Origin of the sequence: uncultured Microbacterium sp., assembly GCF_963524805.1 — a bacterium.
Lineage (GTDB): Bacteria > Actinomycetota > Actinomycetes > Actinomycetales > Microbacteriaceae > Microbacterium.
On sequence record NZ_CAURGG010000003.1, the window covers coordinates 79,503 to 101,099 of the forward strand.

Annotated in this window: 19 protein-coding genes; 12 read left to right on the top strand and 7 right to left on the bottom strand. The window is 70.3% G+C overall.

What is annotated here, in order from left to right; genetic code table 11:
- The first annotated feature begins 25 nt into the window (after positions 1-25).
- The 5 genes from RWQ91_RS07945 (at position 26) to RWQ91_RS07965 (ending at position 5,892) form a co-directional block, all read left to right on the top strand.
- A complete protein-coding gene (locus RWQ91_RS07945) occupies positions 26-1,501 on the top strand; it encodes a sugar ABC transporter ATP-binding protein (RefSeq protein ID WP_314505460.1) in 1,476 nt (491 codons plus the stop codon).
- Positions 1,498-2,568, top strand: coding sequence for an ABC transporter permease (locus RWQ91_RS07950; RefSeq protein WP_314504540.1), 1,071 nt, complete (start codon positions 1,498-1,500; stop codon positions 2,566-2,568). Before RWQ91_RS07945 ends, RWQ91_RS07950 begins: the two co-directional genes overlap by 4 nt.
- A gap of 94 nt (positions 2,569-2,662) precedes the next feature.
- A complete protein-coding gene (locus RWQ91_RS07955; RefSeq protein WP_314504541.1) occupies positions 2,663-3,841 on the top strand; it encodes an ROK family transcriptional regulator in 1,179 nt (392 codons plus the stop codon).
- Positions 3,842-3,880: 39 nt separating this feature from the next.
- Positions 3,881-4,930, top strand: a complete 1,050-nt coding sequence (locus RWQ91_RS07960; RefSeq protein WP_314504544.1) for a biotin/lipoate A/B protein ligase family protein — start codon at positions 3,881-3,883, stop codon at positions 4,928-4,930.
- Positions 4,927-5,892: a site-specific DNA-methyltransferase gene (locus RWQ91_RS07965; RefSeq protein WP_314504547.1), complete on the top strand. Its 966-nt coding sequence runs from the start codon at positions 4,927-4,929 to the stop codon at positions 5,890-5,892. The genes RWQ91_RS07960 and RWQ91_RS07965 overlap by 4 nt, the downstream gene beginning before the upstream one ends.
- Before the next feature lie 2 nt (positions 5,893-5,894).
- Here RWQ91_RS07965 and RWQ91_RS07970 read toward each other — a convergent pair whose 3' ends face one another.
- Positions 5,895-6,383, bottom strand: coding sequence for a MarR family transcriptional regulator (locus RWQ91_RS07970; protein ID WP_314504548.1), 489 nt, complete (start codon positions 6,381-6,383; stop codon positions 5,895-5,897).
- Between the two features lie 67 nt (positions 6,384-6,450).
- Between RWQ91_RS07970 and RWQ91_RS07975 the strand changes: the two genes are divergently transcribed.
- Both RWQ91_RS07975 and RWQ91_RS07980 read left to right on the top strand, forming a co-directional pair.
- Complete coding sequence (locus RWQ91_RS07975) at positions 6,451-7,656, top strand: FAD-dependent monooxygenase (RefSeq protein WP_314504551.1); 1,206 nt, start codon at positions 6,451-6,453, stop codon at positions 7,654-7,656.
- A 9-nt stretch (positions 7,657-7,665) separates the two neighbouring features.
- The gene (locus RWQ91_RS07980; RefSeq protein ID WP_314504554.1) at positions 7,666-8,652 is read left to right on the top strand and encodes an LLM class F420-dependent oxidoreductase; all 987 of its coding nucleotides are present in this window, start codon (positions 7,666-7,668) and stop codon (positions 8,650-8,652) included.
- A gap of 9 nt (positions 8,653-8,661) precedes the next feature.
- On the opposite strand, the gene RWQ91_RS07985 is transcribed toward RWQ91_RS07980, so the two are convergent.
- Both RWQ91_RS07985 and RWQ91_RS07990 read right to left on the bottom strand, forming a co-directional pair.
- A complete protein-coding gene (locus RWQ91_RS07985) occupies positions 8,662-10,137 on the bottom strand; it encodes a carboxylesterase family protein (RefSeq protein WP_314504557.1) in 1,476 nt (491 codons plus the stop codon).
- Positions 10,138-10,194: 57 nt separating this feature from the next.
- Positions 10,195-10,536: a DUF2834 domain-containing protein gene (locus RWQ91_RS07990; RefSeq protein ID WP_314504560.1), complete on the bottom strand. Its 342-nt coding sequence runs from the start codon at positions 10,534-10,536 to the stop codon at positions 10,195-10,197.
- A gap of 88 nt (positions 10,537-10,624) precedes the next feature.
- On the opposite strand from RWQ91_RS07990, the gene RWQ91_RS07995 reads away from it, so the two are divergent.
- The gene (locus RWQ91_RS07995) at positions 10,625-11,464 is read left to right on the top strand and encodes a tryptophan-rich sensory protein (RefSeq protein ID WP_314504562.1); all 840 of its coding nucleotides are present in this window, start codon (positions 10,625-10,627) and stop codon (positions 11,462-11,464) included.
- 94 nt (positions 11,465-11,558) lie between these two features.
- Here RWQ91_RS07995 and RWQ91_RS08000 read toward each other — a convergent pair whose 3' ends face one another.
- From RWQ91_RS08000 to galT, 3 genes are all read right to left on the bottom strand, one after another.
- A complete protein-coding gene (locus tag RWQ91_RS08000; RefSeq protein ID WP_314504565.1) occupies positions 11,559-12,395 on the bottom strand; it encodes an alpha/beta hydrolase in 837 nt (278 codons plus the stop codon).
- A gap of 101 nt (positions 12,396-12,496) precedes the next feature.
- Positions 12,497-13,666, bottom strand: a complete 1,170-nt coding sequence (gene galK, locus RWQ91_RS08005) for a galactokinase (RefSeq protein ID WP_314504568.1) — start codon at positions 13,664-13,666, stop codon at positions 12,497-12,499.
- A complete protein-coding gene (gene galT, locus RWQ91_RS08010) occupies positions 13,663-14,754 on the bottom strand; it encodes a galactose-1-phosphate uridylyltransferase (protein ID WP_314505462.1) in 1,092 nt (363 codons plus the stop codon). Before galT ends, galK begins: the two co-directional genes overlap by 4 nt.
- A gap of 273 nt (positions 14,755-15,027) precedes the next feature.
- Here galT and RWQ91_RS08015 point away from each other — a divergent pair, with 273 nt between their 5' ends.
- The 3 genes from RWQ91_RS08015 to RWQ91_RS08025 all read left to right on the top strand — a co-directional run bounded on the left by RWQ91_RS08015 (position 15,028) and on the right by RWQ91_RS08025 (position 19,587).
- Positions 15,028-15,993, top strand: coding sequence for a LacI family DNA-binding transcriptional regulator (locus RWQ91_RS08015; RefSeq protein ID WP_314505463.1), 966 nt, complete (start codon positions 15,028-15,030; stop codon positions 15,991-15,993).
- On the top strand, positions 15,990-17,102 hold the full coding sequence (locus RWQ91_RS08020; RefSeq protein WP_314504571.1) for a glycerate kinase: 1,113 nt from the start codon (positions 15,990-15,992) through the stop codon (positions 17,100-17,102). Before RWQ91_RS08015 ends, RWQ91_RS08020 begins: the two co-directional genes overlap by 4 nt.
- A gap of 238 nt (positions 17,103-17,340) precedes the next feature.
- Entirely contained in the window at positions 17,341-19,587 is a 2,247-nt protein-coding gene (locus RWQ91_RS08025) for an alpha/beta hydrolase-fold protein (RefSeq protein WP_314504573.1), read from the top strand.
- 86 nt (positions 19,588-19,673) lie between these two features.
- Here RWQ91_RS08025 and RWQ91_RS08030 read toward each other — a convergent pair whose 3' ends face one another.
- Complete coding sequence (locus RWQ91_RS08030; RefSeq protein WP_314504576.1) at positions 19,674-20,741, bottom strand: LacI family DNA-binding transcriptional regulator; 1,068 nt, start codon at positions 20,739-20,741, stop codon at positions 19,674-19,676.
- Positions 20,742-20,869: 128 nt separating this feature from the next.
- On the opposite strand from RWQ91_RS08030, the gene RWQ91_RS08035 reads away from it, so the two are divergent.
- Positions 20,870-21,571, top strand: coding sequence for a GntR family transcriptional regulator (locus tag RWQ91_RS08035; RefSeq protein WP_314504579.1), 702 nt, complete (start codon positions 20,870-20,872; stop codon positions 21,569-21,571).
- Positions 21,572-21,597: the final 26 nt, after the last annotated feature.

Consider the following 21,597-nt stretch of genomic DNA (forward strand, 5'->3'; position numbering starts at 1 on the left):
TTCGGCGTTACTCGACGTTCGTGGCATCACGAAGAGTTTCGCGGGAGTCCAGGCGCTGCGCGGCGTCGATCTCGACGTCCGGGCGGGCGAGGTGCACTGCGTGCTCGGCCAGAACGGCGCGGGCAAGTCGACCCTCATCAAGACGCTCGCCGGTGTTCACCGGCCGGACGGCGGCTCGATCGAGTGGCTCGGGCAGACGGTCGAGATCGCCACACCCGAGGCCGCGCTCGAGCTGGGCATCGCCACGATGTACCAGGAACTGGACGTCGTGGACGGCTTGAGCATCGCCGAGAACATCTTCCTGGGCCACGAACTCGCGCGCGGCGGGTTCACGAAGCGGTCCGAGGCGGCGCGGCAGACCAGGGAACTGCTGCGCCGGCTGGGACACGAGAACCTCTCGCCCCACACCGAAGTGGGGCAGCTCAGCGCGGCCAACAAGCAGATCGTCAGCATGGCGCGCGCACTCTCGCACGACATCAAGCTGATGATCATGGACGAGCCCTCCGCCGTCCTGGACACCGAAGAGGTCAAGAACCTGTTCCACGTCGTGAAGGAGCTGACCGCCGAGGGCATCGCGGTGGTCTACATCACGCACCGGCTGGAGGAGATCCGTCAGATCGGCGACCGCATCACCGTCCTCAAGGACGGCCGGTCGATGGCGTCCGGCATCCCGGTCGCCGACACTCCCACGAGCGAGCTGATCCGCCTGATGACCGGTCGCACGGTCGAGAACGTCTTCCCGCCGGCCGTTCCCGTCGCCCCCGATGCGCCGGTGGTCCTCGAGGTCGACGGGCTCGGGCTGGCCGGCGTGTTCGCCGACGTGTCCTTCACCGTGCGCGCCGGTGAGATCGTGGGGCTCGCGGGACTGGTCGGCTCGGGGCGCTCCGAGATCGTCGAAACCGTCTACGGGGCGCGCAAGTCGACGGCCGGGAGCGTGAGCGTGGGCGGCAAGGCGCTGCGGCGCGGCTCGGTCGTCGCGGCCGTGCGGGCCGGTGTGGGACTTTCGCCCGAGGAGCGCAAGAGCCAGGGACTCGTCCTGGACGAGCCGATCTTCGTCAATGTCACCCTGTCGTCGATGGGCCGGTTCGCCAAGGGCGGCTTCCTCGACGAACGGACGGAGCGGCGTGTCGCCGCCGAGCAGATCGAGGCGCTCGAGCTGCGCCCCGCCAATCCCGATCGAGCCGCGCGCACTCTCTCCGGCGGCAACCAGCAGAAGATCCTGCTCGCACGCTGGCTGGTGCACGGCACCCGCGTGCTGCTGCTGGACGAGCCCACCCGCGGCGTCGACGTCGGTGCGCGCGCCGAGATCTATGCACTCATCCGACGCCTCTCCGCCGCCGGCAACGCCGTCGTGATCGTCTCCAGTGAGATCGAAGAGGTGCTCGGCCTTGCCGACACCGTTCTGGTCATCTCGGACGGCCGAGTGATCGAGACCCTCCCCGCGTCAGAGATCGACGAGCACGGCGTGCTCGATCTCGTCATGAAAGGAACCGCCGCATGAGCGAGCAGACCGATGTCGGCACTTCGGGTGCCGTCGCCTCGTCGTCCGAGGCACCGCCGCCTGCCGGCATGCCCTCCCCGCGATCCGAGAAGTCCGGCCTGCAGAAGGTGATGTCCGGCTCGGTCGGCCGCAATCTCGGACTGGTGCTCGCCCTCGTGGTGCTCGTGATCGTCGGAGCCCTCACGGCGGGTGAGAGTTTCACCACGTTCAGCAACGCGCTGGTGATCCTGCGCCAGGCCTCCATCATCGGCGTCATCAGCATCGGCATGACCCTCGTGATCATCGCCGGCGGCATCGACCTGTCGGTCGGCTCGGTCATGGGCCTCGCGTCGATCGTGGCGACCCTCGCGGCGATCCAGGACCTGGCAGACCAGACGCACTGGATCGTCATGGTCGTGATCGCGCTCGCGGTGGGGCTCGGAGCCGGCCTCATCAACGGCGTCGTGATCGCCTACGGCAACGTCGTGGCGTTCATGGCGACCCTGGCGATGCTGGTCGCCGCGCGCGGGCTCGCCGAGATCCTCGCCGAGCGTCGCACGCTCATCGTCGGAGACCGGGGCTTCATCAGCTTCATGAACTCGGACTTCCTCGGGATCGACATCCTGATCTGGATCTTCGCGATCGTCGCCGCGCTCGGCTGGGTGCTGCTGAACCGCACCACGTTCGGGCGCCGCACCGTCGCGATCGGCGGCAACCGCGAGGCCGCGCGCCTCGCCGGCATCAACGTCAAGCGCCACACGATGTGGCTCTACGCACTCACCGGGCTGAGCGCCGGCATCGCGGCGGTCATGATCCTCGGCCGCACCACCGCCGGAAGCTCGACGCACGGACAGCTGTACGAGCTCGATGCGATCGCCGCCGTCGTCGTCGGCGGCACCCTGCTCGTCGGCGGTCGCGGCACGATCACGGGCACCGTCTTCGGCGTGCTGATCTTCGCGACGCTGACGAACGTCTTCGTTCAGAACAACCTCTCCTCATCCGTGCAGGCGGTCGCGAAGGGCGTCATCATCGTCGTCGCCGTTCTGCTCCAGCAGCGGTTCGCCAAGCCGGTCGGGCGAGAATCCTGACCCGGCTGCCCGGGGAACCTGAGATGCCCAGCGGGTCGCAGCGCCGCGCATCGGGATCCCGGCAGACCTCGCCGTGTGAGTGACGGGACCGTCAATGGGAGTCGAAGCGAATTCCGCCGGCATCGGCGTGACGGAGCTGTTCCAGATGCTGCGCGACGGCGTGCCGCGCACCCGCGCGGAGCTGGCCAAATCCACCGGCATGGCCCGCTCCACGATCGCGATGCGCGTCGATGAGCTCATGCGGTTGGGACTGGTCGCCCCGGTCGCCGGCGCGGCCTCTACCGGTGGTCGCCCGCCGTCGCAGTTCGCCCTGAATCCCGGTGCGCGAGTGGTGATCGCCGCGGACATCGGCGCATCGCACGCCACCGTAGCCGTGAGCGATCTGGGCGGCACGATCCTCGCCGAGCGGATCGCGCCGCTGGATATCACCCTCGGACCCGTTCCGGTTCTGACGTGGACCCTCGAGACCGCTCTCGCCCTGCTGGCCGAGTCCGGTCGAACCGCGGCCGATGTCGCGGCCATCGGCGTCGGTGTGCCGGGGCCCGTCGAGTTCTCCAGCGGCCGCCCGATCAACCCGCCGATCATGCCCGGATGGGACCGGTTCGACATTCCGGCGTGGGTCGGTCAGCACCTGCCGGCACCGGTCCTCGTGGACAACGATGTCAACATCATGGCTCTGGGTGAGCGGTCGGCCGCTTGGCCGAGCACCGAGCACCTCATGTTCGTCAAGGTCGCCACGGGCATCGGCGCGGGGGTCATCTCCGGAGGTCAGCTCCTGCGCGGAGCGGAGGGCGTCGCGGGCGACATCGGCCACGTGCGCGTCGCGCGCGGATCGGACGTGCAGTGCGCGTGCGGCAACCGCGGCTGCCTCGAAGCACTCGCCTCCGGACCGGCGATCGCCCGGGCGCTGCGCGCGCAGGGCGTCGAGGCTGCGGACGGCAACGACGTCGTCGACCTCATCAAACGCGGCAACATCGACGCGATCCAGGCGGTCCGACAGGCCGGCCGCGACATCGGCGAGGTGCTCACGGCATGCGTGAGCCTGATGAACCCGTCGGTGATCGCGATCGGCGGATCCATGGCACGCGTGGGCGAGCACCTCATCGCCGGTGTCCGGGAGGTGGTGTACACCCGATCCACGCCGCTGGCGACCGAGCACCTCTCGATCGTGCAGTCCTGGGCCGCCGAAGACGCCGGGGTGCGCGGGGCGAGCATGCTGGCGATCGAGCACGCGCTGTCGCCGGCGGCGCTGCACATGCTCGTCGCGGGCTGAGCCGCCGGGCCCCGCGCCCGCGCCGGATACGCTGGGCGCATGCACGGCGAATACAAGGTGCCCGGAGGCAAGCTGGTCGTCGTCGACCTCGAAGAGCGCGACGGCAGGATCGCCGAGTTCCGGCTGGCGGGTGATTTCTTCCTCGAGCCCGACACGGCGCTGGATGACATCGACGCCGCCGTCAACGGGCTGCCGATCGAGACGGATGCCGCCGCCATCGCGGCCGCGGTGCGCGCGGCGCTTCCCGAGGGGGCGCAGCTGCTCGGCTTCACGCCCGAAGCGGTGGGGACCGCCGTTCGTCGCGCACTCATCACCGCCCCGGGCTGGCGGGACTTCGACTGGGAGGTCGTGCACGACCGGCCGGTCTCACCCCGCCTGAACCTGGCGCTGGATGAAGTGCTGACCACGCGCGTGGGCGACGGCCGGCGGCGCCCGACCCTGCGCCTGTGGGAGTGGGATGAATCGGCCGTCGTGATCGGGTCCTTCCAGTCGTACCGCAACGAGGTGGACCCGGAGGGTGCCGCCCGGCACGGCTACGATGTCGTCCGCAGGATCTCGGGCGGTGGCGCCATGATGATGGGCGCGAACTCGATCGTCACCTATTCGCTCTATGTGCCGGCATCCCTCGTCGCGGGAATGACCTTCGCGGATTCGTACGCGTTCCTCGACGACTGGGTGCTGCAGGCGCTGCGTTCGCTCGGGGTCGAGGCGACCTATCAGCCGCTGAACGACATCGCCTCGCCCCAGGGCAAGATCGGCGGTGCCGCCCAGAAGCGGCTGGCCAACGGGGGAGTGCTGCACCACGCGACCCTCAGCTACGACATGGACGGCCAGGTGATGACCGAGGTGCTGCGGATCGGCCGCGAGAAGCTCAGCGACAAGGGGACCACCTCCGCCGCCAAGCGCGTCGACCCGCTGCGCCGCCAGACCGGCCTGCCCCGCGAGGCGATCATCGAGCGGTTCATCGACACGTTCACGAAGCTCTACGGCGCCGTGCCCGGCACGATCACCGACGAGGAGTACGCCGAGGCCGAGGCGCTGGTGGCGTCGAAGTTCGCGACCGATCCGTGGCTCTACCGGGTTCCGTGACCGAGGGCGCCCTGCCGGGGTCGGTCGAGATCCACGCTGGGGACAACCTCGCCGTCGCCGCGGGCTTCGCGGACGGATCGTTCACCCTGATCTACCTGGATCCGCCGTTCAACACCGGCCGCGTGCAGGGCAAGGCGCTCGAGACCGCGCGCTCGTCGAGCCGAATTCAGGCTGAGCCCGCCGGACCAGACGGTGATCCGCCGCAATTCCGGACGCCGGCTGATCCCGCCGGCGCATCCAGCCTGAATTCGGCATCGTCGGCCGGGGAGCAGGTGAGCCCCGCCGTCGTCCGGCGCGGCTTCCACGGGCGCGAGTACGAGCGCCTGCGCGGTGATCTGCGCACCTACGACGACCGGTTCGACGATTACTGGGGGTTCCTCGAGCCGCGTCTGGTCGAGGCGTGGCGGCTGCTCGCCGACGACGGCACGCTCTACGTTCACTTGGACTACCGCGAGGCCCACTACGCCAAGGTCCTGATGGACGCACTGTTCGGTCGCAGCCGATTCCTCAACGAGCTGATCTGGGCCTACGACTACGGCGCGAAGACCCGCAAGCGCTGGCCGACCAAGCACGACACGATCCTCGTGTACGTGAAGAACCCCGACGCGTACTGGTTCGACTCCGAAGCCGTCGACCGCGAGCCGTACATGGCGCCGGGACTGGTCACGGCCGAGAAGGCCGCCCGCGGAAAGCTGCCGACGGACGTGTGGTGGCACACGATCGTTCCCACGACCGGACGCGAGAAGACCGGCTATCCGACCCAGAAGCCCGAAGGGGTGCTGCGCCGGATCGTGCAGGCATCCAGCCGCCCGGGCGACCGCGTGCTCGACCTCTTCGCCGGCAGCGGCACGACCGGCGCGGTCGCGTCGGCGCTCGGCCGCCACGCGGTGCTCGTCGACGCGAATCCCGAGGCGGTCGCCGTGATGCGGACCCGGATGCCGCACGCCACCTTCCTCGGCTGAACTCAGCTGCGGCCTGGATCGGCCTCGCGCAGGCGCTCGATCTCGAGGCGATTGACCTCGGCCGCGCGGGTGAACAACTCGTTCGCGAACTCGATCTGCTCATCGGTGAGGGTCGCGAGGTAGTCGGCCCACCGCTGCCCGACACGTCCGTAGATCGGCCCGACCTTCTGCAGTACGGCGTCGACATTCGCCGTGACGATCACCTTGCGGCGATCGGCGGCATCCCGCTCCCGCGTGACGTAGCCCGCGCGTTCGAGCCGATCGACGACCGAGGTGATCGCACCCCCCGCTGTCAGACCGGTGCGCTCGGCGAGCTCACCCGGGGTCGCCGGGCCCTCGCTCATGAGCAGGCTGACCGCCTGCATGTCCGTGCTGTTGATGCCGCCGTGGCGGGCCACCGCGTCTTGGAACAGCACAGCTCGCGCCATGAACTCCCGCATCACTTCGGCCATGCGCTCGATCGCGGTCTCGCGACTTGACTTCCTCGGCATCGGCGGTATTCTCTCTAATTAAGAGAGACTCTAGAGTAGAGAGTCTCGGCAGGATCAAGGATACCAAATGCCACGAGCACTCGTCATCGGCGCCGGCGTGGCCGGCCCGGCCGCCGCCATGTTCCTCCAGCGCGCGGGGTGGGACGTCCACGTCTATGAGGCCGAAGCGGAGCCGGACCCGTACGAGGGCCTCTTCCTCAATGTCGCCACGAACGGTCTTTCCGTGCTCGCCGAGCTCGGCATCCGCGATCGTCTCCTGACCGACGCTCATAGGGCGTCGCGCATGGTCATGCGGAGCGGAACCGGCCGGGAGCTCGGTGCGGTGCCGAACGGCCCGGCCGGTGACCCGGAGCGCGGCAGCGTGATCGTCCGTCGCGGCCGGCTGCACACGGTGATCCGCGAGGCGGCTGAGGCGACCGGCGTTCCCGTCACCTTCGGCGCTCGGCTCGTCTCCATCGATGAGACCTCCGCCGGCGTGCGGGCGACGTTCTCGGACGGCGCGGTGGCCGAGGGCGACATCCTCATCGGGGCCGACGGGATCGGGTCGGCCACGCGGCGCTACATCGACCCGGGTGCTCCACGGCCGCGGTACAGCGGCCTCGTCGGCACGGGCGGCTTCGCACGGGTCGCTGGACTGGCGGCCACACCGGACACGCAGTACTTCGTCTTCGGCGCGCGCTCGTTCTTCGGGTACCTGGTGCGCGAGGACGGCGAGGTCTACTGGTTCGCGAACATGACCGCACCGCAGCCCGAGCGGGGGTCGCTGCGCGACGTGCCGAGCGCGGACTGGCTCACCAGGCTCCGCGACCTGCACAGCGACGACCCGTTCCCGGTGCCGCAGATCCTGCAGAACGTGCAGGGCGACATCGGCGCCTACCCGATCTTCGACCTGTCCGGGGTGGGGAGCTGGAGCCGCGGCCGGGTCGTCGCGATCGGCGACGCCGTGCATGCGACGTCACCGAGTTCGGGTCAGGGCGCGTCGCTCGCGCTCGAGGACGCGATCACCCTGGCCAAGTGCGTGCGCGATCTGCCCGACCGCGCGGCGGCATTCGCGGAGTACCAGCGACAGCGGCAGCCCCGCGCGGAGGCCGTCGTGAGATACGCCCGCCGGATCGATGGGCAGAAGCGGGTGACGAAGTCGAGGATCGGCATCGCGATCCGCGACTGGATGATGCCGAAGTTCCTCGCGAAGGCGTCCGAGGACACCCGCAACGACTGGCTCTACAACCACCGGATCCCGTGGGAGGAGCCGGTGCAGGCGGGACGACCATAGTCTGGACCGATGCGATTCGGAACCTTCATCCCCCAAGGCTGGCGACTCGATCTGGTCGGCATCGACCCCGCAGAGCAGTGGTCCGCGATGAGCACGCTCGCGCAGCGAGCGGATGCCGGACCGTGGGAATCCCTGTGGGTCTACGACCACTTCCACACGGTGCCGCTGCCCACGGAAGAGGCCACCCACGAGGCGTGGACGCTCATGGCGGCGTTCGCCGCATCGACGAGCCGCATCCGTCTCGGCCAGATGTGCACGTCGATGGGCTACCGCAATCCGGCGTACCTCGCCAAGGTCGCCGCGACCGTCGACCTGATCTCGGGCGGCCGCGCCGAGATGGGCATCGGCGGAGGCTGGTACGAGCACGAGTGGCGCGCGTACGGCTACGGCTTCCCCGCGATCAAGGACCGGTTGGGGCGTCTGCGCGAGGGGGTCGAGATCATGCACCAGGCATGGACCACCGGTTCAGCGACCCTCGACGGCACCTACTACCAGGTCGACGGCGCGATCGTCCGTCCCCTGCCGCTGCAGGAGGGCGGCATCCCGCTGTGGATCGCCGGCGGCGGCGAGAAGGTCACGCTGAAGATCGCCGCCAAGCGCGCGTCGTACACGAACTTCGCCGGTTCCCTGGAGGAGTTCGATCGCAAGAGCGAGATCCTGCGCGGACACTGCGACGCGCTCGGGCGGGACTTCGACACCATCACGCGGTCCTCGAACTTCAACACGATCGTCGGAGCGACCGAGGCCGAGGCGGCCGATCGGCTCGCCGCCGTGATCGCCCGCCTGCGCCCGCACGTCGGGGACGAGCGGGCGGCGGCGATCGAAGCCGACTACGTGTCGTCACCGGGCTTCGGAACCGCGGAGCAGGTCGCCGAGCGCCTCGCCGAGCGCGCCGAGCACGGCCTCGGCTATGCGATCCACTACTTCCCCGAGGCGGCTTACGACCGCTCGGGCATGGAGCTGTTCGAGCGGGACGTCATCCCCGCGCTGGCCTGACCCGGGCGGTCAGACCAGGGCGCGCACGCTCGCGTACCCGTCGGCCATCACGTCCGGTCGTGAAGGGTCGCCGCCGAACACGCGCGTGATTCCGGATGCCGCGGACCACGACGGCCAGCCGGGGGCGCCGTCGCGGACGAAAGCGGCCGCCGAGCCGTGCACCGCATCGGCCAGCGCGCGCGGCGGGTGCTCGCCGGCGAGCTCGGGCACGCCCTCGGCGCCGAGGCAGTCGAACCAGAACGGCACGTCGAGGCAGTGGCAGGCCCAGCCGATCACCGGCGAGGGCCACGAGAACCGGTAGACCCATGTGTCCTCGCCCGCCCGCGCGTCGGCCACGCGCACGACACCCGAGCGGAAGACCACGTCGCTGACATAGCGGCCGAGGACGGCGGCGGTGCCCTTGCGCCGCTGGGCGCTGTTGGCCGCCAAGTACGCCGTCCGTGTCGAGCCGCCGACCCGCAGTGCGCGCAGCGCGAGTGCCGACGGCACGAGCCGCACCTTGTTCTTCACGCCCTCGGTGGCCATCGTGAACTCATCGTCGGTGGTGCCGAGCACCAGCGGGATGCCGGCGCCGATGCCCGCGCCGAGCGAATCGACCGTGGGCCGGACGATGAGGTCGCCATCGATCATCGGGCCCCAGATCAGGCCGTCGATCAAGAGCGCGTGGATGGCCGCGAGCGGATCCTTCGAGTCGGGCTTGGCCGCGGCCTCCTGGTACTGGAGGAGGGTCGATTCGGCGACGGAGGCGAAGCCCTCGCGCGTCGGAGTGACGCCGGCGAGGTTCGCCACCTTGGCCGAGAGCGTGCGCGCCAGCTCGGCGGGCACGTCGGCGAGCGCCGGCGACAGTGCCCAGACCCCGTGGAAGAGACCCTGGGCTGCCGGCATCCCGAGCAGCGTCAGCACCGCACCGCCGCCGGCGGACTGCCCGGCGATCGTGACGCGGCCGGGATCGCCGCCGAAGGCTTGGATGTTCTCGCGCACCCACTCGAGGCCGGCCAGCCAGTCGCGCACGCCGCGGTTGCTCGGCGCCCCGGGAATGTGACCGAAGCCGTCGAACCCCAAGCGGTACGAGAGCGAGACGGTCACGACGCCGTCGCGGTTGAAGGAGGCGCCGTCGTACCACGGGCTGGCGGGGGAGCCCTCGGTGTAGCCGCCGCCGTGGATGTACACGAGCACCGGCAGCGCGGCGTCCGTTCTCCCCGGCTCGGGCGTGAACACGTTGACGTTCAGCGTCGATTCGCCCGGCACGGCGGGTTCCGGGATCAGGGTCTTCTCGCCGGGCTTGTCGCGCTTGGCGGTCGCCCCGTACGCGAGCGCATCCCGAACCCCGTCCCACGGATCCGGCGGGACGGGCGCGGCGAAGCGCAGCTCGCCGGTGGGCGGCTGGGCGAAGGGGATGCCGAGGAACGCGGCCGAGCCGTCGCGCCAGAATCCGCGCACCCGGCCGGGCGCGATGGTGACGATCGGGTCTGGCTGCTGCGTCACGGAACGGCTCCTCGGGTTCGACTCTTCAGGGTAATCGGCCGCCGGGGCCGGACGCGGTCAGGATGCCGCCCGGGCGACCCGCGTGAGCCGCCGCTCGCGCATGGCGAGGAACAGCGGGAACGTGAAGGCGAACGCGGTCAGTCCCGCCCCGACGACGTACAGCCAGCCGAAGCGCATCCGCAAGCGCCGCGCCTCGACGATGATGAAGACGCTTCCCGCCACGGCGACGACGAGCAGGTCGACCGTGATCGAGGACACCGCCGGTCCGCTGCTCGACAGGTCACCGAGGAAATCGGCCATCTGCACGATGGCGAGGACGTTGAAGGTCCAGGTGCCGATGAGTCCCGCAACCGCCAGCAGCAGGTAGATGAGGGCCAGGGGAGTCCAGTCGCGGGTCATGGCGCCATGATGCCATCGCCGGCGTCCCGGCCGGGCCGATTCGTGTCAACCCCGCCCCGGGGCGGCCCGCGGCACGTACCGTGGCAGTGTGACCGATACCTCGCGCAACACGAAGACGAATGCCACGGCATCCACCGGTAGAGACATCGCGCGGCAGATCGCGGTGATCTCCTCGCTCGGGTTCACGCTGGTCGCAGTGCTGGTGGGTGTGGGCGGCCTGGGCGGCACCGAGGTCGAGAACTCCCAGGGCGGGCAGCTCTCCGAGCAGGGCTCGTACCTGGCTCCCGCGGGTCCCGCGTTCAGCATCTGGTCGGTCATCTACCTGGGCCTGGCGGCATACGTCATCTGGCAGGCGCTTCCGAGCCAGCGTGCGTCGGAGCGCCAGCGGGCGATCGGATGGTGGATCGCGCTGACCATCGTGCTCAACGGGCTGTGGCTGGTCGCCGCGCAGCTGCTCACCATCGTGTGGACGGTCGTGGTGATCGTGCTGCTGCTGATCGCGCTGTGCATCACGTTCCGCATCTCCGTGCGCACCCGTGTTCCTCGCGGCGGCTGGGTCGATGCTCTCCTGATCGACGGCGTGACCGGCCTGCACCTCGGCTGGGTGACGCTCGCGACGGTCGCGAACACAGCGGCCTGGCTCACCGGCGTGGTTCCGGAGTCGTGGGCGGATGCCGCATCCGCCATCGGCCTGGCCGTGCTCGCGGTCGTGGCCGTGATCGGACTGGGCATCGCGTGGGCGAGCGGCTGGCGCGTCGCCCCGGGGATCGCGCTGGCGTGGGGTCTGTCGTGGCTCGCGGTCGGCCGGCTGAGCGGGGAACCGCAGAACCAGGCCATCGGCATCGGCGCGATCGTGGTCGCGATCATCGTGCTCGTGGTGCCGCTGGCCGTCGCGGGCCTGCGGCTGCTTCGCCCCGAGCACGACTGACCCTCTACTGACCCGCGAGACTGCAACGGGTGGTCGAGACTGCGGGTAAACCCTGCAGTCTCGACCACCCGATGCAGTCTCGCGGTCGGCGGGGCTAGGAGTCGAGGAACTCCAGGAGCGCGGAATTGACCTCGGCCGCGTGCGTCCACAGCATCCCGTGCGGGGCGCCGTCGATCTCGACGTAGGTCGCGTCCGGCAGCAGGTCCTTGAACCGGCGCGCGGTCGCATCGATCGGAAGGATGTTGTCGGCGGTGCCGTGCACGATGAGCGCCGGGACGTCCACCTTCTCGATGTCCTCACGGAAGTCCGTGGGCCAGGTGAGCGGCGCGGCAGCGATCGCCGCGTTGCCGGCCCGGTTGGCCGTGGCAACGCTCGCGTCGACCGCCTCCTGCGAGATGCGCGAGCCGAGGTTCTCGTCGAGGTTGTAGAAGTCTTTGAAGAACCCGGTCAAGAACGCGTACCGATCCTCGCGTACCGATGCGGCGATGCCGTCGAAGAACTCCTGCGGCCCGGCACCGTCCGGATTGTCGTCGTTCTTCAGCAGGAACGGCTCGAGAGAGCCGAGGAAGGCTGCCTTGGCGACGCGCTCGCTGCCGTAGCGGGTGAAATACCGGGCGACTTCTCCCGTGCCCATCGAGAAGCCGACGAGCACGACCTTCTCGAGGTCGAGCGTGTGCATGAGAGCGCCCAGATCGTCCGCGAACGTGTCGTAGTCCGACCCGGCTCGGGTCTTGCTCGACTGCCCGAAGCCCCGCCGGTCGTACGCGATGACCCGGTATCCCGCCTCCAGGAGTGCAGCCTGCTGCTTGCCCCACGACTCCGCATCGAGCGGAAAGCCGTGAATCAGGACGACCGTCTGACCCTTGCCCTGGTCGGTGTAGAAGAGCTTTACCTCGGCTGAATTCTCGGTGCCGACTGTGATGAATGCCACCTTCGCTCCCTCCGGTCGAGGCGTTGGGTGCCCCGACTCGCCCCCGACGCTACGTGCCGACCCGTGGCAGGGCCAGGGCTTGCGGGTCCTGCCGGGAGCGGTTAGGCCTCCCGCCCGGCGCCCGCCGACGGAACGACGGTGAACATCGTCGGGGCGGCGAACCCGGATGCGGCGAACGCGGCGGCCGCGGCATCCATCACCCTCCGCACGTCGGCGTGGGCGACGAGCGCGATCGCCGCGCCCCCGAAACCGCCGCCGGTCATGCGGGCGCCGACGGCGCCGGCCGCCATCGCCGCCTCGACCGCGGTGTCGAGCTCGGCGACCGAGATCTCGAAATCATCGCGCATGGAGGCGTGCGAGGCGAGGAGCAGGTCGCCGATCGACCTCGGGCCGTGTTCGCGAAGGGCCGTGACCGTGTCGAGCACGCGCTGGTTCTCGGTGACGATGTGGCGGACGCGGCGGAAGGTCTCGTCGTCCATGAGCTGTTCGGCTCGGGGAAGGTCGGCGACAGAGACGTCCCGCAGCGCGGGCACTCCCATGATCGCGGCGCCGCGCTCGCACGACGCCCGGCGCTCGCCGTAGCCGCCGGTCGCGTGGGAGTGCTTCACGCCCGTGTCGATCACGACCAGCTGCAGTCCGGCATCCGCGAATCCGAGATCGATGACCGATGCCTCGAGGGAACGGCAGTCGAGGAAGATCGCCGCGTCGGCCCGGCCGAGCATCGACGCCATCTGGTCCATGATGCCCGTCGGGGCCCCGACCGCCTCGTTCTCGGCTGTGCGCCCGACCTGCGCGAGCGCCACACGGTCCAGGCCCAGGCGCCACGTGTCGTTGAGCGCTGCGGCGACGGCGCCCTCGATCGCGGCGGAGGAGGACAGACCCGCTCCGATCGGCACGTCCGAGGCGATCGCGAGGTCCACGCCCGTCACGCTCGCCGGGTCGGTGCCGGTCGCGCGCAGGAGCGCCCATGCGACCCCGAGGGGATACGTCGCCCACTCGGGCACGTCGGAGCGGCGCGCGGGGAACAGGGCCTCGAGTTCGGCGAGACCGACCTCGACCGCATCCGCGTCGAAGGTCGAGACCACCCGGATGCGGCCATCCTCGCGTGTGCCGAGCGCCACGTGCGTGCGCTGCTGGATCGCGAAGGGCAGGACGAAGCCGTCGTTGTAGTCGGTGTGCTCGCCGATGAGGTTGACGCGTCCGGGGGCCGACCAGATGCCGGCCGGAGCGCCGTTCGCGGTGCTCTCGAAGAGCTCTGCGGCTCCGGTCACAGGGTCACCTCCGGGACGGATTCGATCGCCTCGCGCAGCTTCGCAGCCGCGGTCTCAGGCGGGACGTCGCCGATCCACGCGCCCATCGCCGCCTCGGAGCCGGCGAGGTACTTGAGCTTGTCAGCGGCCCGGCGGGGCGAGGTGAGCTCGAGCCGCAGTCGCACGGAGTCGCGCCCCGCATTGACCGGCGCCTGGTGCCAGGCGGCGATGTAGGGCGTGGGGGAGTCGTACAGCGCGTCGACGCCGCGCAGGAGCCGGAGGTAGAGCGGCGCGAGCTCGTCCCGTTCGGCATCCGTCGTTCCGGCGATGTCGGTCACATGGCGATGCGGCATGAGGTGCACCTCGAGCGGCCAGCGCGCGGCGAAGGGCACGAACGCGGTCCAGTGCTCGCCGCGCAGCAGCACCCGCTCGGAGTCCTGCTCGAAGGCGAGGATGCGGGCGAACAGGTCGCTGCCTTCGCGGTCGACGGCTTCCAGCAGACGGCGCGTGCGGGGCGTCACGTACGGATACGCGTAGATCTGACCGTGCGGGTGGGCGAGGGTGACTCCGATCGCCTCGCCGCGGTTCTCGAAAGGGAAGACCTGCTGGATGCCGGGCAGGGCGGACAGGGCGGCCGAACGGTCGGCCCACGCCTCGATCACCGTGCGGGCGCGGGTCGGGGTGAGCGTGCCGAACGAGCCGGAGTGCTCCGGGCTGAAGCAGACGACCTCGCAGCGGCCGACGCTCGTGCGGGTTCGGCCCAGGCCCGGAGTGTCCAGGTCGTCCAGACTCGTCGGCGGGTCGATCCCCGCAGGCGCGTCGCCCGTGGCCTCCGCCAGCGCCGGGCCGAAGGACGGCGACCGGTTCTCGAAGACGGCGACGTCATAGCGGGAGGGGATTTCGGACGGATTCGTCGGGGCCTGCGGCGCGAGGGGGTCGAGCTCGGCCGGGGGGAGGAAGGCGCGGTTCTGGCGGCCCGCGGCGACGGAGATCCAGTCGCCGGTCAGCACGTCGCGGCGCATGGTCGCGGTCTCCGCGCGCGGGTCGAGGATGCGCGCGTCGATGCGGCGTTCCGGTCCGAGGGTCGTGTCGGGATCGTCGAAGTACATGAGCTCGCGGCCGTCCGCGAGCCGTGCGGTGCGCTTGACGACGCCGGCGCCGAGCGGTTCCCCCGTGCGCAATGCAGGTGTGTTCACGTCAACACGGTACCGCAGGGGTTGTGTTATCGTCAACACGGAAGCTCTGTCCTGCGTTGTGCACGGGAGGTGCGGATGAGCGACGACGTCGATGCGGAGATGAAAGCCCTCGAGCGTCTTGAGGGCGACGCGGCAGGCACCGCGCGGCGCCCGCTGCGGCCCGCGCCCGCGAACAAGCGGGTGTCGATGGCCGATGTCGCGCAGCGCGCCGGGGTGTCCGGGCAGACCGTCTCGCGCGTCGTCAACGACAGTCCGCGCGTCGACCCCGCAACGCGGGCCCGCGTCGAGGACGCCATGGCTCAGCTCGGCTATCGCCCTCACCGGGCTGCCCGTGCGCTGCGCACCGGGCGCACGCACACGATCGGGCTGGTGGTGTCGACCCTCGCGAGCGTCGGGAACTCCCGGATGCTGCAGGCGGTCGCAGACGCGGCGGCTCCCCGAGGGTATGCCCTGACTGTCGTGACCGCGGGGGATGCCGAAGGTCTGGCGCAGGCGTTCGAGCGCCTCCGCGACCAGGGCGTGGACGGCGCCATCGTGCTGAACGAGGCGACCGCAACCGCCCGCCGGACCGATGGGCCGGCCGGTCTTGCCCTCGTAGTCGTCGACTCACCGCCGGACGAGCGCTTCGTCGTGCTGCAGTCCGACCACGAGGCCGGCGCCGTTGCGGCGACCGACCACCTCATCGGGCTCGGCCATGCGACGGTGTGGCACCTGGCCGGCCCCGAGGATTCCTACGCCTCGGCGGAGCGCGAGCGCGGCTGGCGCGCAGCGCTGGAGGGTGCCGGGCTGGTCGTGCCTCCGTTGTTCCGGGGGGATTGGACGGCGGCATCGGGGCACTCTGCGGGTGCGGCGCTCGCTTCCCGCCCCGACGTCACCGCCGTGTTCGTCGCGAACGACCAGATGGCGCTCGGCCTGCTGCGCGCGCTCGCCGATGCCGGCAGGCGCGTCCCGTCGGACGTCTCGGTCGTCGGATTCGACGACATCGCCGACGCTGCCGAGTACCTGCCCCCGCTCACCACCGTGCGGCAGGACTTCGATGCGTTGGGCGAGCGAGCCGTCGACGCGCTCATCGACGCGATCGACGGCGGCTCCCCGAAGACCGACGTCGTTCCGACGCGCCTCGTCGTCCGTGAGAGCTCGGCGCGCCGATGAGGGTCGTTCTGGCCCCCGACAGCTTCAAAGGATCGATCGGCGCTGCGGACGCCGCCGCGGAGCTCGCCGCGGGGTGGCGCAGCGTCGACCCGACGGCAGACCTCATCGCGCGGCCGATGGCCGACGGAGGTGAAGGGACCCTCGCCGCCTTCGCGGCGGCCGTTCCGGGGAGCAGCCGGATGCCGGTGACCGTGACCGGTCCGCACGGACGCCCGGTCGCGGCATCCTGGCTCCTGCTTCCCCCCACCGCCGCGACTCCGCACGGCACGGCGGTCATCGAGCTCGCGTCCACCTCCGGCATCGAGCTGCTCGGATCCCGCCTGCGGCCGCTCGATGCGCACTCCGTGGGCTTCGGCGAGGCGATCGCCGCCGCGCTCGACGCCGGTGTGTCGCAGCTGGTCCTGGGTATCGGAAGCAGCGCATCCACCGACGGCGGGACCGGTATGCTCACCGCCCTGGGCGCCCGGTTCGCGGATGCCGAGGGTCACGCCATCTCGCACGGCGCTCGGGGCCCGGCCGCCGTCGCGACCGCGGACCTGTCCGATCTGCGACAGCCGCCCCCGGGTGGGGTGCTCGTCCTCAGCGACGTGTCGAACCCGCTGCTGGGCGCGCGGGGATCCGCCGCGGTCTTCGGGCCGCAGAAGGGGATGGATGCCGCCGAGATCTCCGCAGCGGAGGCGGGGCTGCGGCGCGTGGCGGCGCTGCTGCCTGCCGACCCGGAACTGCCCGGCTCGGGGGCGGCGGGCGGTGTCGGCTTCGGGCTGCTGGCCTGGGGCGCCCGGCTGGTTCCGGGGGCCGCCGAGGTGGCGGAGCTCATCGACCTGCCGGAGGCACTGTCCGCGGCATCCGTCGTCGTGACCGGCGAGGGATCGTTCGACGGCCAGTCCGCCGCCGGCAAGGCGCCGACGCATGTCGCCGCGCTCGCCGCCGCGGCGGACGTGCCGGTCGTGCTCGTCGCGGGACGGATCGCGCCGGATGCCGACACCTCGGCGTTCGCGGCGGTCGTGTCGCTGAGCCACCTGGCCGGCGGTGAAGACGCCGCCAGAAGCGCACCGGAGCGGTGGCTTCGCGAGGCGGGCGCTGTCCTCGCCCGCGCTTCCCGGGGCTGATCTCCGAAGAATCGGTCTGGCGCGCGGCATCCTCCGCGATTCGCCGATCGGGAATTACAACGTTAGAAGATTTTCCTTGACACGCGGCGAAGGACTGGCACAGCATGGGGGCGAGCGCAGATTACGACGTTGTAAATCCGATGGATTGCGGCGCCGGTGCGGTCATCCCCCTAGCCGTTCGACCGGGCGGCGTTCTGGTTCACGCATACGCGGCAGTGTGCGAAAGAGAGGATCAACGATGACAACGGTTCAACACGAGACACGCGCGTGGCGTGGGTCCCGACGGAAGTGGGCCGCGCTGGCGACGGCCTTCGCGGTGGGGGCGGGCTCGCTCATCGCCGCGCAGCCGGCCGCTGCCGAGGAGGACCCCTGGGTCGCCGAGGTGCAGAACAATGCGGTGGGTGACGTCTACCGGTTCACCGTGCCGAACGCAGCCATCCAGCCGGCCACCGGCATCACCGGGTCGGTCGTGGCGGTCGAGGGCAACTTCGCACCGGGCAAGACATGGACGACCCTGAACATGGGTTCCGGCGGAGGCAACTGGACGACCACGCTCGGGCCCCTCGAGCCGGGCCTCTACTACTACCAGTACTCCGCTCGCCCGGCCTGGAACCAGGATGCGATCGCCTTCCGCAACCCCGCCAGTCCGCAGGAGGTCACCTCCAAGCCCACGTGGAACACTCTGTTCGTCGACGGTCCGGGCGCCGAGTGGCTCGCGGACGCGGAGAGCGGCGGCAGCCTCGAGACCCTCGCCTACGACAGCTCCGTCACGGGGGCCGAGCGCTCGGCGCTGGTGTGGACGCCGCCGGGCTACGACCAGAACCGTGCCGAGCCGTACCCGGTGCTCTACCTCCTGCAGGACGAGGGCCAGAGCTACCGCGAGTGGGTGGAGCTCGGGCGGCTGCAGCAGATCCTCGACAACCTGACGCTCGGTGGAGAAGCCGAGCCCATGGTCGTCGTGATGGGCGACGGCGAGGTCGATGACATCCGCAGCGAGGTCGTCAAGAACCTGCTCCCGGCCTCCGAGGATGCGTTCAACGTCTCCCGCGACGCCGAAGACCGCGCGATCGCCGGTATCGGGCGCGGGGCTGACCAGGCTCTCAGCCTGCTGGTCGACGCCACGAAGGAGTTCTCGAACGTCGGCTCGTTCTCGGCCGACCTCGAGGGCGACCTCGGCAACGGCAGCGGGAAGATCAGCAAGGGCAAGGCGAAGCAGATCAACGACGCGACCGACATGATCCGTCTGTACGTCGGCAACGTCACCGACCCGAACTACAACGCGACGGTGAACCTCGCCGACAAGCTCGGCGCCGCGGGCGTCGACTTCCAGTCGGACGGCTCCGACCCCGAGACCGGCGGCACGTGGGACACGTGGCAGAAGAGCCTGCACGACTTCGCGCAGCGCGTCTTCCGGGCTTCGGGTGACACGGGTCCCAGCGAGGGCCACCTTCCGCTCGCGCCGCACTCGCTCCCGGCTCCCGGCACCACGCCGACGCCCTGGATCGATGAGAACGGTGTCGTGACCTTCGAGACCGGCACGGAGTTCGCGAACGCGAACAACGTCACGGTGTGGGGCAACTTCGGTCCCTCCGGCAGCTGGCCGCGCACGCGCATGACCAAGCAGGACGACGGGCGCTGGCGCCTGACGATGCCGGTCGAGGCGGGCTCGTACTACTACAAGTTCGTCCTCGAAGGTGCGGACCGCAAGGACCAGGCCAACCCGACGACGGTGCTCTCCGAGCCCAACTGGAGCACGTTCCAGGTGCCCGGCGATGAGACGCTCCGTGGCGAGTACACCACACCCGTCGCCCCCGAGGCTCGCGGCGCCGTCGAGATCATGGAGTACACCAGCAGTGCGAACGGAAACCCCACTCGCTCGGCCTACGTGTGGACGCCCCCGGATTACGACCCGGATCGCGCTGAGGCCTACCCGGTCTTCTACCTCCAGCACGGTGGCGGACAGACGTGGACGGACTGGATCGAGGTCGGCTTCGCCGCCCAGATCCTGGACAACCACTACGCCAAGGGGAACATCGTTCCCATGGTGGTGGTGATGGCCAACGGCAACGGCGTGAACTTCCCCAACGAGATCACCCAGCGCATCACCGTGGCCGCGGAGGCGCAGTACAACGTCAGCAGCGCGCCCGAAGATCGAGCCCTCGCGGGACTGTCGATGGGGTCGGCGGCGGCGTTGAGCACGCTGTACACGATGCCCGGTCAGTTCGCCTACATCGGGGCGATGTCGGCGTTCACCAACCCGCCGGCGAGCGCCGACGTGGCGGCGATCAACGAGGGCACGAAGCTCCTGCGCATCTACTCGGGTGACATCCAGGACTTCACCTACCCGAACACGCTGAGCCTCATCAGCGCGCTGAACGACCGCGGGATCGAGCACGAGTTCGCTCCGATCATCCCCGGTCCGCACAGCTGGGACGTCTGGCAGAAGGCGCTGATCGACTTCCTGCCCCGCTTGTACGAGGGCTGACGCGCCCGACAGGGAAGCGTGACACCGTCGCCGATCTCGGCGGCGGTGTCACGCTGTCGCGTGCCGGCCCGCCATACGCGAGTGGCTCAGAGGGTCAGCGACTCGGCGGCGAGGTCCGTGACATCGGCGACATAGGGAAACCCGGTCGACTCCCGCCCCACGATGTGGAAGTCCGGCTTGATGCGTCGGGGCGGCATCCGTTCGCCCTTCTCCGCGATCCGCTCGACGAGCATGCTCACCGCCAGTTCGGCGATGACGTCCCGGCCGGGATCGACGCTGGACAGCGACGGGATCGAATACCTCGTCGCATCGATGTTGTCGAAGCCGATGACCGCCACGTCCTCCGGAACGCGGACGCCTGTCTCGCCGAGCGCGCGCAGTGCTCCGATCGCGAGGGTGTCGTTGAGCGCGAAGAGACCGTCGAACTCGGTGCCGGACGCCACGAGCGCACGGGTCGCAGCCGCGCCGGTGTCGTAGTGCCACAGTCCCGCGGGCCGGACCAGCGCCGGGTCCTCGGGGATCCCCGCCGCCTGCAGCGCCTGATGGTACCCGCGCACGCGGAGCGTCGCGGATCCGAAGGCGTTCGCCTCTTCGTCATCCACGGCGCCGATGACGGCGATCCTGCGCCTGCCGAGGCCAACCAGGTGCTCGACCGCGGCCCGCGCCGAGGACACGTTGTGCATCGTCACGTGGTCGGTCGGCCCGCCGAAGATGCTCTCGCCGAGGATCACCAGCGGGAACGGCACATTCAGCAGGTCGGCATCCGTCTCATCGATCGTGACGGGGCTGAAGACGATCCCGTCGGTCAGGCGCAGACGGCGACCGGCGATCACGTCGAGCTCGTGCTCGCGGATCTGGTTGGTCTGGTCGACGACGACGCCCAGCCCCCGCTTCTCGGCGGCCACGATGATCGAGTCGGCGAGCTCGGCGAAGTACGCCTCGCGCACCGAGGGGATCGCCAGGCCGATCACGCCCGTCTTGCCGGACCGGAGGCCGCGCGCCGAGAGATTGGGCTGGTAGCCGAGTTCCTTGATCGCCACCAGAACCCGGTCGCGCGTCGTCGTCCTCACGTGCGGATAGTCGTTGATGACGTTCGAGACCGTCTTGATGGACACGCCTGCGACGCGGGCGACGTCATGCATCGTCGCATTCATCGCGCCCCCTCCCGGTCGCTTCGCGCCGTGTTGAACGCTCGGGCCAGCTTAGCGTTGCACCGACCGGTGGCAGAAAGGGCGAGAGCGCTCCCACGATCGTGTCGCGGGCTCGCCGGTACCATGACCAGATGATGACGGATTCCGGACGGTTGCCGCGGCCGGGCGTCATCCGGCCGCGCCTGGTCGTGGACGACGTCTACGACCAGCTCGTCGTGCTGATCGTGGACGGTCACGTCGCGCCGGAGGAGCCGCTCAGCATCGATGCGCTCGCGCGGGAGTTCGGGGTTTCGACCAGCCCGGTGCGCGAAGCACTGGCCAGACTCGAGGCGACGGGGCTGATCCGGAGGATGGCGATGCGCGGATACCGGGTGGCGCCGGCTCTGCAGGCGTCCGAGCTGCGGGATCTGATGGAGGCCCGCCTGCTCATCGAGCCGGGCGCGGCCGCACGCGCCGCCTCGGCCACACCGCGGGCGGGAACGGTCGCCGCCTTGGATGCCGCCGTCGAGGATCTCGCCAAGGCTCCGCGGGGGAGCAGCTACGAGTCGTTCCGCGAGTACTACGAAGCGGATCGTCGGTTCCACCATGCCGTCGTCGCCGGCACCGGAAACCGGTTCATCATGCAGTCCTACGAGGCGCTCGGCGGACAGTTCCAGCGGTTCCGCCTGTTCTCGGGGCGCGGGGTGACCGACGCGGACGCGACGATCGCCGAGCACGCTGCCGTGCGTGACGCGATCGAGTCCGGAGATGCGCGCGCGGCGGCCGCGGCGATGCACGCGCATCTCGACGGCGTGACGACGCGGTCGCTCGGCGAGCTCGCCACCGCGCTCTGACCGATTCCGCTGACGGGCAACCGACT

Coding starts and splice junctions, on each gene's coding strand:
- RWQ91_RS07950 (WP_314504540.1), top strand. CDS start 1,498: ATGAGCGAGCAGACCGATGTCGGCACTTCGGGTGCCGTCGCCTCGTCG.
- RWQ91_RS07955 (WP_314504541.1), top strand. CDS start 2,663: ATGGGAGTCGAAGCGAATTCCGCCGGCATCGGCGTGACGGAGCTGTTC.
- RWQ91_RS07960 (WP_314504544.1), top strand. CDS start 3,881: ATGCACGGCGAATACAAGGTGCCCGGAGGCAAGCTGGTCGTCGTCGAC.
- RWQ91_RS07970 (WP_314504548.1), bottom strand. CDS start 6,383: ATGCCGAGGAAGTCAAGTCGCGAGACCGCGATCGAGCGCATGGCCGAA.
- RWQ91_RS07975 (WP_314504551.1), top strand. CDS start 6,451: ATGCCACGAGCACTCGTCATCGGCGCCGGCGTGGCCGGCCCGGCCGCC.
- RWQ91_RS07980 (WP_314504554.1), top strand. CDS start 7,666: ATGCGATTCGGAACCTTCATCCCCCAAGGCTGGCGACTCGATCTGGTC.
- RWQ91_RS07990 (WP_314504560.1), bottom strand. CDS start 10,536: ATGACCCGCGACTGGACTCCCCTGGCCCTCATCTACCTGCTGCTGGCG.
- galT (WP_314505462.1), bottom strand. CDS start 14,754: ATGTACTTCGACGATCCCGACACGACCCTCGGACCGGAACGCCGCATC.
- RWQ91_RS08015 (WP_314505463.1), top strand. CDS start 15,028: ATGGCCGATGTCGCGCAGCGCGCCGGGGTGTCCGGGCAGACCGTCTCG.
- RWQ91_RS08020 (WP_314504571.1), top strand. CDS start 15,990: ATGAGGGTCGTTCTGGCCCCCGACAGCTTCAAAGGATCGATCGGCGCT.
- RWQ91_RS08025 (WP_314504573.1), top strand. CDS start 17,341: ATGACAACGGTTCAACACGAGACACGCGCGTGGCGTGGGTCCCGACGG.
- RWQ91_RS08030 (WP_314504576.1), bottom strand. CDS start 20,741: ATGAATGCGACGATGCATGACGTCGCCCGCGTCGCAGGCGTGTCCATC.
- RWQ91_RS08035 (WP_314504579.1), top strand. CDS start 20,870: ATGATGACGGATTCCGGACGGTTGCCGCGGCCGGGCGTCATCCGGCCG.